The organism is Enterobacter sp. DN (genome assembly GCF_046054285.1).
In the GTDB taxonomy this organism is placed as follows: Bacteria; Pseudomonadota; Gammaproteobacteria; order Enterobacterales; family Enterobacteriaceae; genus Enterobacter; species Enterobacter hormaechei_C.
In genome coordinates, this window is the sequence record NZ_JBJJTG010000004.1 from 430,018 (window position 1) to 442,250 (window position 12,233).

The 12,233-nt window shown below is 55.0% G+C and carries 9 protein-coding genes; 6 read left to right on the forward strand and 3 right to left on the reverse strand.

Annotated features, from left to right (window positions below; translation table 11 throughout):
• Positions 1-7 precede the first annotated feature (7 nt).
• The 3 genes from dksA to thpR all read right to left on the reverse strand — a co-directional run bounded on the left by dksA (position 8) and on the right by thpR (position 1,888).
• Positions 8-463 carry an RNA polymerase-binding protein DksA gene (gene dksA, locus ACJTMZ_RS12890; RefSeq protein WP_001155232.1) on the reverse strand — a complete coding sequence of 152 codons (456 nt, stop codon included), beginning with the start codon at positions 461-463 and terminating at the stop codon, positions 8-10.
• A 176-nt stretch (positions 464-639) separates the two neighbouring features.
• Positions 640-1,344: a DNA/RNA nuclease SfsA gene (gene sfsA, locus ACJTMZ_RS12895; protein WP_015572707.1), complete on the reverse strand. Its 705-nt coding sequence runs from the start codon at positions 1,342-1,344 to the stop codon at positions 640-642.
• Complete coding sequence (gene thpR, locus ACJTMZ_RS12900; RefSeq protein WP_015572708.1) at positions 1,334-1,888, reverse strand: RNA 2',3'-cyclic phosphodiesterase; 555 nt, start codon at positions 1,886-1,888, stop codon at positions 1,334-1,336. Before thpR ends, sfsA begins: the two co-directional genes overlap by 11 nt.
• 73 nt (positions 1,889-1,961) lie before the next feature.
• On the opposite strand from thpR, the gene hrpB reads away from it, so the two are divergent.
• From hrpB to ACJTMZ_RS12930, 6 genes are all read left to right on the forward strand, one after another.
• On the forward strand, positions 1,962-4,391 hold the full coding sequence (hrpB, locus tag ACJTMZ_RS12905) for an ATP-dependent helicase HrpB (RefSeq protein ID WP_126340129.1): 2,430 nt from the start codon (positions 1,962-1,964) through the stop codon (positions 4,389-4,391).
• A gap of 152 nt (positions 4,392-4,543) precedes the next feature.
• Complete coding sequence (gene mrcB / locus ACJTMZ_RS12910; RefSeq protein WP_015572709.1) at positions 4,544-7,069, forward strand: bifunctional glycosyl transferase/transpeptidase; 2,526 nt, start codon at positions 4,544-4,546, stop codon at positions 7,067-7,069.
• Between the two features lie 272 nt (positions 7,070-7,341).
• Positions 7,342-7,950 carry a fimbrial protein gene (locus ACJTMZ_RS12915; protein WP_015572710.1) on the forward strand — a complete coding sequence of 203 codons (609 nt, stop codon included), beginning with the start codon at positions 7,342-7,344 and terminating at the stop codon, positions 7,948-7,950.
• A gap of 43 nt (positions 7,951-7,993) precedes the next feature.
• Positions 7,994-8,707, forward strand: a complete 714-nt coding sequence (locus ACJTMZ_RS12920) for a molecular chaperone (RefSeq protein ID WP_032670536.1) — start codon at positions 7,994-7,996, stop codon at positions 8,705-8,707.
• A gap of 20 nt (positions 8,708-8,727) precedes the next feature.
• Complete coding sequence (locus tag ACJTMZ_RS12925; protein ID WP_214604698.1) at positions 8,728-11,205, forward strand: fimbria/pilus outer membrane usher protein; 2,478 nt, start codon at positions 8,728-8,730, stop codon at positions 11,203-11,205.
• A 44-nt stretch (positions 11,206-11,249) separates the two neighbouring features.
• Positions 11,250-12,197: a fimbrial protein gene (locus ACJTMZ_RS12930; RefSeq protein WP_223826492.1), complete on the forward strand. Its 948-nt coding sequence runs from the start codon at positions 11,250-11,252 to the stop codon at positions 12,195-12,197.
• Positions 12,198-12,233 lie beyond the last annotated feature (36 nt).

Here is a 12,233-nt window from a genome sequence, read left to right on the forward strand (position 1 = left end):
GCAGGCGTTAGCCGGCCATCTGTTTTTCGCGGATTTCTGCCAGCGTTTTACAGTCGATGCACAGATCGGCTGTTGGACGCGCTTCCAGGCGACGAATACCGATTTCAACACCGCAGGATTCGCAGTAGCCAAAATCTTCGTCCTCGACCTTCTTCAGCGTTTTTTCGATCTTTTTGATCAGTTTGCGCTCGCGGTCACGGTTACGCAGTTCGAGGCTGAACTCTTCTTCCTGAGCGGCACGGTCGACCGGGTCCGGGAAGTTAGCAGCTTCATCCTGCATATGTGTAACGGTGCGATCGACTTCATCCCTGAGTTGATTACGCCATGCTTCAAGAATACGCTTGAAGTGCGACAGCTGGGCTTCGTTCATATACTCTTCGCCCGGCTTCTCTTGATACGGCTCCACCCCAGCGATGGCGAGAATACTCAGGGACGATGTTTTACGGTTTTGCCCTTCTTGCATGTTGCTTCTCCTTAACACGCACTATCGATCCCCGTGTTGGGGGAAAAATCAGGTCGCTATAAATAGCAGATGCTTTTCCGTATGGCAATTATCTAAACGTAACACTTGACAACCCTGTGAGGAAAAGCGTATTTGCGCACGCGGCCAGAACACTTATTAGTCAATCGTCTAATCCCTTATAAGACAATGGGAAGAGAGGATCTCAGAGTCATATTATCGGCAGAAAGTTCCGCTTTATAAGCGAAAATCTCTACCCCCTGCTTTTGTGCCTCATTCAACAATTGCGCGTATTTAGGATCAATATGACGGGCCGGGGAAAACCGTTCAATGGCTGAATGCAGAACCGCAAACAGCAACACGGCGCGCTTGCCCGCCGCCGCTACACTCATTAGCTCTCGCAGATGCTTCTGGCCACGTAGCGTTACCGCATCCGGAAAGAAGCCGTTTTCCTGTTCCGCTAACGTCACTGATTTCACTTCAATATAGCACTCAGGGCGCTCTTCCGCCTGTAACATAAAATCAATTCTGCTGCCTTCATCGCCATATTTCACTTCGCTTTTTTGCGTGCCGTAACCCACCAGTTCAGGAAGCATTCCATTTGTCAGGGCTTCCTTAACCAGCTGATTTGCGCGCAGGGTATTCACGCAAATAAATGCCCCGCTTTGCGTCTCGGTCATTTCCCAGGTATGAGGATATTTGCGTTTAGTATTTTCTGATGTGGAATACCAGACCGTGTCACCCGGCGTGGCGCAACCGGTCATGGCGCCGGTGTTAGGGCAGTGCAGCGTGAGCGTTTCGCCCTCAGGGGTGATCACATCAGCGAGAAAGCGTTTGTAACGCTGGATCAGCGTGGCGGGCTGGAGTGCAGGGCTAAACTTCATCAGGATTCCTTAACGTGTCGCCCAGCGTCCAGCGCTGAAGCGGAGTATAGCGGGTGCGTCCTTGTACAAAGGCAGATTCGTACAGCGCAAATTCATTCACCTGAAAGGACCAGTGAAAGCCCGGTGGCGGGATGGCAACGGCCTGACCCGCGTCGCGCAGCAGGGTAATGTGGGGATGAAACGGCTGCGGGCTCTGATAACAGCCGCTGCGCGCGGCCTGCGCCCGCAGCATGTTGGCGAGCTGTAGCAGTCCGCGAGGGGGCTGCCGCGTCCCCAGCCAGACCACCCGAGAGCGCAGCCATTGCCCGGCATCGTCAAGATGCAGCGTAAACCCCGGCTGCGAAATGCGTCCGGCCATTGCGCTTAACGCGCGCTGCTTTTCAGCGCTTACTTCACCAAGAAAGGCTAACGTCAGGTGCATATTGGCGGCGACGACGGGGCGGCCCGCTTCCGCGGGGAAGTGGCTGGCGCGCCAGCGAACAATCTGCCGTTGAAGCGTGGTGGGTAATTCAATGACGAAGAATAGCCGTTTTGACTCAGACATGCGCAAGACTCGGTAATGATATGCGCCGATGCTACAATGTACGCCGATTAATGTTAACCCTCTGGAGCCGTAAGTGTCCTTTTTGCCCGTCGCTGTCGTCCTTCCTGAGCTTCTCGCAGCCTTAGAACATGCGCCACAGGTTTTGCTCAGCGCGCCCACCGGAGCGGGTAAATCCACCTGGCTGCCCCTGCAAATTCTGCGCGAGGGGAGCATCAGCGGGAAAATTATCCTGCTGGAGCCACGCAGGCTGGCCGCGCGCAATGTGGCGCAGCGCCTGGCGGAACTGCTGAATGAAAAACCGGGCGAGACGGTAGGGTACCGGATGCGCGCCGAAACCTGCGTTGGACCGTCCACGCGGCTGGAGGTGGTCACCGAGGGTATTCTCACCCGTATGCTGCAAAACGATCCGGAGCTGACCGGCGTCGGGCTGGTGATCCTTGATGAATTTCACGAGCGCAGCCTCCAGGCCGATCTGGCCCTTGCGCTGCTGCTCGACGTTCAGCAGGGGCTGCGCGACGACCTTCGGTTGCTGATTATGTCGGCGACGCTGGATAACGAGCGGCTCCGGCAGACGCTCCCTGACGCGCCGATGATCTCCTCTGAAGGGCGTGCGTTCCCGGTCGAGCGCCGCTATCAGCCGCTGCCTGCCCATCAGCGTTTTGACGAAGCGGTTGCCATCGCCACCGCCGAATTGCTCCGCCAGGAGCCCGGCTCGCTGCTGCTGTTTTTACCCGGCGTAGGCGAAATCCAGCGCGTACAGGAGCAGCTGGCATCCCGGGTGAACGGTGACGTTATGCTGTGCCCGCTCTACGGCGCGCTGCCGTTGGCTGACCAGCGCAAGGCGATCCTTCCCGCACCGGCGGGGCAGCGCAAAGTGGTGCTGGCAACCAATATCGCGGAAACCAGTTTGACCATCGAAGGCATTCGCCTGGTGGTGGACAGTACGCAGGAGAGGGTAGCCAGTTTTGATCCGCGTACCGGGCTGACCAGGCTACTGACGCAGCGCATTAGCCAGGCCTCGATGGTGCAGCGCGCAGGGCGAGCAGGGCGTCTTGAGCCGGGTATTTGCCTGCATTTAACCAGCGCCGAGCAGGCGGAGCGTGCGGCATTGCAGAGCACGCCTGAGATTTTACAAAGCGATCTCTCCGGGCTGGTGATGGATCTGATGCAGTGGGGCTGCCCGGACCCTGACCAGCTCACCTGGCTTAATCCTCCGCCTGTCGTGAACCTTTCCGCCGCGCGTAGCCTGCTGACCCAGCTTGGCGCGCTGGAAGGCGAGCGACTGACGGCGCGCGGTCAGAAAATGGCGGCGCTGGGCAACGATCCGCGTCTGGCGGCAATGCTGGTGGCAGCACAGGGCGATGATGAAATTGCCACGGCGGCAAAACTGGCGGCTATTCTTGAGGAGCCGCCGCGCGGTGGCAGCAGCGATCTGGGACAGGCCTTTTCTCGTCATCAGGGAAACTGGCAACAACGCGCGCAGCAGCTGTGTAAACGCCTGAATTGCCGGGGCGGTTCGCCTGACAGCGATAAAGTTATCCCTCTGCTGGCCCAGGCTTTCCCGGACAGGATTGCGCGCCGTCGCGGGCTGGATGGTCGCTATCAGCTGGCAAATGGGATGGGCGCGATGCTGGACAGCGATGACGCCCTGACGCGTCACGAATGGCTGATCGCGCCGCTCTTGCTCCAGGGCAGCCACTCCCCGGACGCGCGTATTTTACAGGCGGTTGCCGTGGATATTGACGCGCTGACGCGTGCCTGCCCGCAGCTGCTTCAGCAATCTGACATCGTGGAATGGGATGATGCCCAGGGCACGCTGAAGGCGTTCCGTCGTAGCCAGATTGGCAAACTGACGCTCGGGACGAAACCGCTGGCGAAGCCGTCGGAGGAAGAGTTACACCAGGCGATGCTGAACGGCATTCGGGAAAAAGGGCTGAGCGTACTGAACTGGACGCCGGAGGCCGAACAGTATCGCATTCGCCTGCATTGCGCCGCGAAGTGGCTGCCGGAACAGGGGTGGCCAGCGGTGGATGATGAGACGCTGCTCGCGACGCTTGAACAGTGGCTGTTGCCGCAGATGAACGGCGTACACTCGCTGCGCGCCCTGAAGGCGCTTGATGTTAAGGCAGCGTTACAGAATTTACTGGACTGGTCGTTACGTCAACGTCTGGATAGTGAACTGCCTGGGCATTACACTGTGCCAACCGGGAGCCGGATTGCCATTCGTTATCATGAGGATAATCCGCCGGCACTGGCGGTTCGGATGCAGGAGATGTTTGGTGAGGCCACCACGCCGTCCATCGCTGAAGGGCGCGTGCCGTTAGTGCTTGAGCTGCTTTCGCCTGCGCATCGTCCCTTGCAGATCACCCGCGATCTGGGGGCGTTCTGGGCGGGGAGCTATCGTGAAGTGCAGAAAGAGATGAAAGGGCGATATCCCAAACACGTCTGGCCGGACGATCCGGCGAATACCGCGCCGACACGGCGCACGAAGAAATATTCGTAATGGATCGAAAAGGGGAGTGCGGCCTGATGCCCTCACCCCGGCCCTCTCCCACGGGGAAAGGGAGAAACAAACTTTGAGAGATTTCTTCTTTCACTGACCTGTGCAAGATAAGAAAATCTGGCCTTTGCGCCTGAATGTTGCGGAGAAAAAGCATGGCGGGGAATGACCGCGAGCCAATAGGACGTAAGGGAAAGCCGACGCGTCCGGCGAAAGAAAAGGTAAGCCGTCGTCGCCTCAGAGATGAGGAGTATGACGATGACTATGAAGACGATTATGAGGATGAAGAACCGATGCCACGTAAAGGGAAAGGCAAAGGGCGTAAGCCTCGTGGTAAGCGCGGCTGGTTCTGGTTGCTGCTGAAGCTGTTCATTGTTTTTGTTGTCCTGATCGCGATTTACGGCGTTTATCTGGATCAGAAGATCCGCAGCCGTATCGACGGGAAAGTCTGGCAATTGCCTGCGGCAGTGTACGGCCGCATGGTGAACCTTGAGCCGGACATGTCCATCAGCAAGAACGAGATGGTGAAGCTGCTGCAAGCCACGCAGTATCGTCAGGTCACGAAAATGACCCGTCCGGGTGAATTTACCGTCCAGGCGAAAAGCATTGAGATGATCCGCCGTCCGTTCGACTTCCCGGACAGTAAAGAAGGGCAGGTGCGCGCGCGTCTGACCTTTGACGGCGATCGTCTGGAAACCATTGAGAACATGGATAACGATCGCCAGTTCGGTTTCTTCCGTCTCGATCCGCGCCTCATCACCATGCTGTCGTCCGCAAACGGCGAACAGCGCCTGTTCGTGGCGCGTAACGGCTTCCCGGATCTGCTGGTAGATACCCTGCTGGCAACCGAAGACCGCCACTTCTACGAGCACGACGGTATTAGCCTTTACTCCATTGGTCGTGCGGTACTGGCGAACCTGACTGCCGGGCGTACGGTGCAGGGGGCGAGTACCCTGACCCAGCAGCTGGTGAAAAACCTGTTCCTCTCCAGCGAGCGCTCTTACTGGCGTAAAGCCAACGAAGCGTACATGGCCGTGCTGATGGATGCGCGCTACAGCAAGGATCGTATTCTTGAGCTGTACATGAACGAGGTGTACCTCGGTCAGAGCGGTGACAACGAGATCCGCGGCTTCCCGCTGGCGAGCCTGTACTACTTTGGTCGTCCGGTAGAAGAGCTGAGCCTTGACCAGCAGGCGCTGCTGGTGGGCATGGTGAAAGGCGCGTCGATCTACAACCCGTGGCGTAACCCGAAACTGGCGCTGGAGCGTCGTAACCTGGTGCTGCGTCTGCTGCAACAACAGCAGGTGATTGACCAGGAGCTGTACGACATGCTGAGCGCGCGTCCGCTGGGCGTTCAGCCGCGTGGTGGGGTGATCTCTCCGCAGCCTGCCTTTATGCAGATGGTGCGTCAGGAGTTGCAGTCTAAGCTCGGGGATAAAGTGAAAGATCTCTCCGGCGTGAAGATCTTTACCACCTTTGACTCCGTGGCACAGGACGCCGCAGAAAAAGCGGCGGTAGAAGGTATTCCGGCGCTGAAAAAGCAGCGTAAGCTGAGCGATCTGGAAACCGCGATGGTAGTGGTTGACCGTAACACCGGCGAAGTTCGTGCCATGGTGGGCGGTGCTGAGCCGCAGTTTGCGGGCTATAACCGTGCCATGCAGGCGCGTCGTTCAATTGGTTCACTGGCAAAACCGGCGACCTATCTGACCGCGCTGAGCCAGCCGAATCTTTATCGCCTGAATACCTGGATTGCCGATGCGCCAATTTCCCTGCGCCAGCCTAACGGCCAGGTTTGGTCACCGCAGAACGATGACAGACAGTTCAGCGGCCAGGTCATGCTGGTGGATGCGTTAACCCGCTCGATGAACGTGCCAACGGTTAACCTCGGAATGGCGCTGGGCCTGCCGGCCATTACCGACACCTGGCAGAAACTGGGGGTACCGAAAGATCAGCTGCACCCGGTGCCAGCGATGATTCTGGGGGCGCTTAACCTGACGCCAATCGAAGTGGCGCAGGCGTTCCAGACCATCGCCAGCGGCGGTAACCGTGCTCCGCTTTCCGCTCTGCGTTCGGTGATTGCCGAAGATGGCTCCGTGCTGTATCAGAGCTTCCCGCAGGCAGAACGTGCAGTTCCGGCGCAGGCGGCCTATATGACGCTGTGGACCATGCAGCAGGTTGTCCAGCGCGGTACAGGCCGTCAGCTGGGAGCGAAGTATCCGGGCCTGCATCTGGCGGGTAAAACCGGGACCACCAACAACAACGTCGATACCTGGTTCGCCGGTATTGATGGTCGTGAAGTGGTCATCACCTGGGTGGGGCGCGATAACAACCAGCCGACCAAACTGTATGGCGCGAGCGGTGCGATGTCGATTTACCAGCGCTACCTGGCCAACCAGTCTCCGGTGCCGCTGAACCTGGTTGCCCCGGAAGATATCGTTGATATGGGGGTGGACGCATCGGGCAACTTTATCTGCGGTGGCGGGATGCGTACGCTGCCGGTCTGGACGACTAACCCGGATGCGCTGTGTCAGCAAAGTCAGCCAGAAGAACCGACAGGTAACCCGTTCGATCAATCTTCTCAACCTCAGCAGCCGCAGCAGCAACAGCCGCAGCAGCAGAATGAGAAGAAAGACAGCGACGGTGTCGCCGGCTGGATCAAGGACATGTTTGGCGGAAACTAATTAGTTTCCTGAATAAAAGGCCGCTTAATGATTAAGCGGCCTTTTTTTATGTTTACATTCATTTATATTTAAAATTATTAAATTTAAAATGTAGAATTATTAATTTTTGCTTTTTTTCATCTAAAACAGAAAGTTGTGTCCGATTATTCGGGCATTATCATTTTGCGATCTAGACGTGATGAAGAATAATCTGATTAAATCCTCCCCAGAAATTTACTGACCTCACAGGATATTCCTTAGAGGACTTCCCAACATTTTTGTATATATCAAGAATGGATATCTTCATCATCACATATAAGGATATTGTTATGAGTAAATATGTTGTTTCAACGGTGTTGGCCAGCACGCTTATGGCTGCACTCTCTCTGCCGGTATTTGCAGCGAATGATTCTGGTACGGTAAATTTCGCCGGAAAAATTGTGGCGGATACCTGTGAAATTGATGTTGATGGCTCGGGGTCCAATACTTCCACCGTCACATTTGCAGATACTTATCCTTCTGATTTTGGTACTGACGGTCAGGTCGGGACGTCGAAGGCCTTTAAGATTGAAGTGAAAAAATGTGATCCGCTGGTTGCCAAACTGAACCTCAAGTTCAGCGGCACCACAACGGATGCGGAATACAAGCGCCTGAAGAACGATCTTTCCGGCGCTGGCAATGCGACCAACGTTGGCATCATTGTCAGTAATGAAAATGGGACTAAGGGGGACGTGGTTTTCAACGGATCAGAACCGGAAGCCGGTACCGATGTTGCGAACGATGCCACTGGCGCCACAGCATCTGTCTTTAATTACACCGCGAAAGTTATTCAGGTTGGTGATAACAAACCAACAGCAGGTCACTACTCCTCATCTGCAACGTTCGAGGTTGTTTATCGCTAAATCTATTTTGGCAGCCTGAAAGGGCTGCCTTCTGGAACGTAGTATGAATTATTTATTAAAATTGTTAGGTGGATGTTTGATTATCTCTTGCTGTTCAGTACAGGCAAGTGTGGTTCTCGGTGGCACGCGAATTATTTATCCATCGAATAAATCCGAAGTACAAATAGCACTCAAAAATAAAGACCCTCATACTCGATATCTGGTGCAAAGCTGGGTGAGTTACCCCAACGATGCAAAAGCACCTTTCATCATTACGCCGCCTGTCTATAAATTACAGGAAAATCGTCAGACCCTTTTGCACATCATTTTTACCGGCGATAAAAAAAATCTGCCCGCAGATCGCGAATCTTTATTTCTGGCGAATGTGAAATCCGTCTCGGCGTTATCACCTGACTTAAAAGACAAGAATACGCTGCAATTCGCGATGAAAACGCGTCTGAAGCTGTTCTGGCGTCCTGCTGATTTGAAAGAAACCGATGCGCTACAAGCCTATGAAAAAATCACCTTCCGCCGCCAGGGGAACAAGCTCATTGCGAAAAACCCAACGCCGTTTTACGTCTCCTTTGGCGAGCTGGCCGTGGGCGGGAAAAGTGTCCCTGTGACTGACACAAAAACCACGCCGGGGGCAATTTCAATGATGGTCGCACCTTTCAGCGAGCAATATTTTTCTGTGCCTCAATCTGCAAACGGGCCCGTGACGTGGACTGCTATTAGCGATTTCGGCGCGCAAACCTCCCAGCGCAAGCAGGCTCTTTAAACACACAATGCTGGTACCCTATGTCGTCATCTCCACTCTACAAACAGGTTCTGAAGGGAATCGCGTTAGCGCTGCTCGCGATGATCCAGCCTGTGAGTGCAGATGACGAATTTAACCTGCGGATCCTCGAGATGGACACTCCGCTGGAAAACACCTCAACGCTAAAAAATTTCATCAATGATAATGGCTTACTGCCGGGAAACTTTCTGACGACCATTATGTGGGATCGGGATGTTCTGGATAAACGCACGGTGAGTTGGATCTTGTCTGACGATAAGCAGCGCCTGTTACCGGAGCTGACCAAAGCGGATCTGCGTGCATTAGGGGTAAAAGTCGACACGATCCCGGATATGAAAGATCTGGATGATGCGGTGATAATCGATGACATCTCCCATTTTATTGATAATGCCCGCTACGATTACGACCAGGATAATCAGACCCTCAAGCTGGTGATCCCGCAAAAATACCGCGATCAGGCTGCGGCCGGGGCTATCGAGCCTAAATTCTGGGATGACGGTGCTCCCGCCGCCTGGACAAGCTACCAGTTTAGCGGCTCTCAGCAGCACTACCGTTCTGGTGAAACGTCATCTGCATGGCTTGGTCTGGAGTCGGGGATCAACCTCGGGGCGTGGCGGTTGCGTAACAACAGCACCTGGAGTGACAACGCCGGTTGGGATGCAATCGCCAGTACGCTGCAACGTGATATCAAAACCCTGCAAAGCCAGCTTGAGATAGGCCAGACGTACACTAACGGCGAGCTTTTCGACAGCGTCCAAATGACCGGCGTGAAGCTGGAAACGGATACTTCCATGCTGCCCACCAGCCAGCAGGGGTTTGCCCCCGTGGTGCGTGGTATCGCAAATAGCGATGCAAAAGTCACCATCAGGCAAAACGGCTACACCATTTATCAAAGCAACGTCTCTCCGGGGCCATTTGAGATCCGCGATTTAAGCCAGGTCACATCCGGCGCGGATCTGGAGGTGACGGTGGAAGAGGCCGACGGCAGCGAACACAGCTTCATCCAGGCCAGTGCATCGGTTCCGGTGCTACAGCGGGAAGGAGCATTTAAATATTCGCTGGCGGCAGGGCGTTATCGCGGTAATGAAGGTGAGGACGAGCCCCCTTTTCTGCAAGGGACGGTCATTTACGGCCTGCCTTATGGCGTAACAACATACGCCGGCGCGCTCGTTGCATCGTCGTATCAGGCTATGCTGGCGGGAACAGGGGCCGATCTTGGCCGTTTCGGATCGGCATCCGTGGATGTGACCGCCGCCCGTACGGCTTTTGATGATGGACGAGATGATGCCCGCGGGATGTCATGGCGTGCGCAGTATTCCAGGGATATTCCGGATACAGACACCACCGTGACGCTTGCCAGCTACCGTTATTCCACCTCAGGGTTTTATACCTTTCAGGAAGCTGTCGACCAGCGTGACAGCGAGATTGACGATGGGATTTATACCTATCGGCGAACCAATAATCGGCGCAGCCGCATGCAGGTTAATCTTTCCCAACGCGTTTCGGACTGGGGATCGGCTTACCTTAATGGTTATCAGCAGGATTACTGGAACATGGCGGGACACGAGCGCAGCGTCAGTGCGGGGCTAAGCTCCGGCTGGCGCGGTATAACCTGGTCGGTAAGCTACAGCCTGACGCGTACGCCGGACGCCAATACTGATCGGCAAATGGCGTTGATGGTCAACGTACCTCTTTCACGCTGGCTAGCGAACGCATGGTCAACTTACAGCGCCAACACTGCCAGCGGTGGATTCGTTTCGCATCAGGTAGGGATCGGCGGCACGGCACTTGAGAACAATAACCTCAGCTATAACCTCCAGCAGACCTATGCCAGTCAAGATACTGGCTATGGCGGCAGTGTATCCGGGCGCTACCGGGGATCTGCCGGTGATGTCGGGCTGGGGTATAACTACGGGGGCGATAACCGACAGTGGAACTACAGCGCGCAGGGTTCAATTGTTGCGCATGAACATGGAGTAACCCTGGGGCAATCCGTCCGCGACGCCTTTGCCATTGTCCATATCAAAGATGGCGATAACGTCAAAGTACAGAACGGGCGAGGGATCTACACCGATCGCTTTGGTAACGCGATTGTCCCTTCCCTGACGGCCTACCGGAAAAACGGTATTACGGTCAACACCCAGGATCGTGAAGATATTGAAATTGCCGCCGCTACCCAGGATGTTGTCCCAACAAAAGGCGCGGCCATCTCAGCGAATTTTGATGCACGAGTGGGGAAGCGTGCGCTTATCACGCTGCTTTTCCACGGCAAGCCGGTACCTTTCGGCGCCATTGTCACGCAGGAAAGTGCAACGGCTATCGTCGGTGATGAAGGAGAAGTCTGGCTTACCGGTCTGCATGAAGCGGTTTCCCTGAATGTGCAGTGGGGTGACGGGCGCGATCAACGGTGTGCGTGGGCGGGGGATCTCCCTCCCGGGCGCTCAGCAACTATTTTGAAAATGACGGTAAATTGCCAATGAGGCGTAGCAAAGAACTATTCATCAGCGCAATGGCTGGCCTAATCATGCTGTTTTCAGCTCCGGCATTCGCAACTTGTACATTTACGGGAGGCGGAAGTAGCGGGGGAATTGTTACCTTCAACATTCCCGCTGTCATCCAGCTTGAGCCAGACGTTCAGGTCGGTACCATTATTTATGACGCCAGTGTGGAATCAGGTGAAATTGCGCAAAGATGTGATGGTGATTCCGTTCGGGTACGTAGAGGCTATCTCTCATTGAGTGATGCTGATGCACGTGAAGATGTTTTACCCGGAGTGTATAAAACCAACGTGGCCGGGATTGGCATTCGCGTTGCAGCGTCTACAACCCAGTTCCCCAGCTATACCGAAGAAGACATTATCAGGCCGGAAACTTATCTTGGCACGATCAGAAGCTTTTCAACGAATTACAATTTCCGGGCTACCGCTCAGTTGATCGTTATTGGTGAAGTCGAAGAGGGCGATCTTAATACGTCCCTGTTAACCTCACATGAAACTTACGATAACGACGTGATAGGCGAAATTCGCTTTTCACCAACCAGTGTGCACATCACGACAAACACCTGTAACCTGGCGGATAAAAACATCTACGTGCCGCTAGAAACGGTCAATGCGCACGATTTTAACGGTCAGTATTCTGACATCCTGACCGACAGTCGTTTCAGGATTGATATTACGGACTGCGCCGCCGGGACAAAAATTGATTATCAGTTCACCAGTGCAGGGTCGACTGGCGTAACGGATGGCAATATCCTCAACATTGCTACCGGAGACAACGCTGCAAGCGGCGTAGGCATTCAAATCCTCGACAAGAACGATGCGGTGTTACAGTTCGACCAGAGCTACACGGCAATAACCCGTAGCCAGGACAACGTCCCGGTTGAGATCCCACTCAAAGCCCGTTACATCAAAACGGGAGAGGTTAAAGCCGGGAAAGTCGACGCCGTCGCGACTTTCGAACTCTTTTATCGTTAAGCCCTCCGGCCCGTTTCGGCGGGCTTTAGCGATCAT

Excerpts from the sequence above, each read along its gene's own strand:
- dksA (WP_001155232.1), bottom strand. The coding sequence starts at position 463 with ATGCAAGAAGGGCAAAACCGTAAAACATCGTCCCTGAGTATTCTCGCC.
- sfsA (WP_015572707.1), bottom strand. The coding sequence starts at position 1,344 with ATGAAGTTTAGCCCTGCACTCCAGCCCGCCACGCTGATCCAGCGTTAC.
- thpR (WP_015572708.1), bottom strand. The coding sequence starts at position 1,888 with ATGTCTGAGTCAAAACGGCTATTCTTCGTCATTGAATTACCCACCACG.
- mrcB (WP_015572709.1), top strand. The coding sequence starts at position 4,544 with ATGGCGGGGAATGACCGCGAGCCAATAGGACGTAAGGGAAAGCCGACG.
- ACJTMZ_RS12915 (WP_015572710.1), top strand. The coding sequence starts at position 7,342 with ATGGATATCTTCATCATCACATATAAGGATATTGTTATGAGTAAATAT.
- ACJTMZ_RS12920 (WP_032670536.1), top strand. The coding sequence starts at position 7,994 with ATGAATTATTTATTAAAATTGTTAGGTGGATGTTTGATTATCTCTTGC.
- ACJTMZ_RS12925 (WP_214604698.1), top strand. The coding sequence starts at position 8,728 with ATGTCGTCATCTCCACTCTACAAACAGGTTCTGAAGGGAATCGCGTTA.
- ACJTMZ_RS12930 (WP_223826492.1), top strand. The coding sequence starts at position 11,250 with ATGCTGTTTTCAGCTCCGGCATTCGCAACTTGTACATTTACGGGAGGC.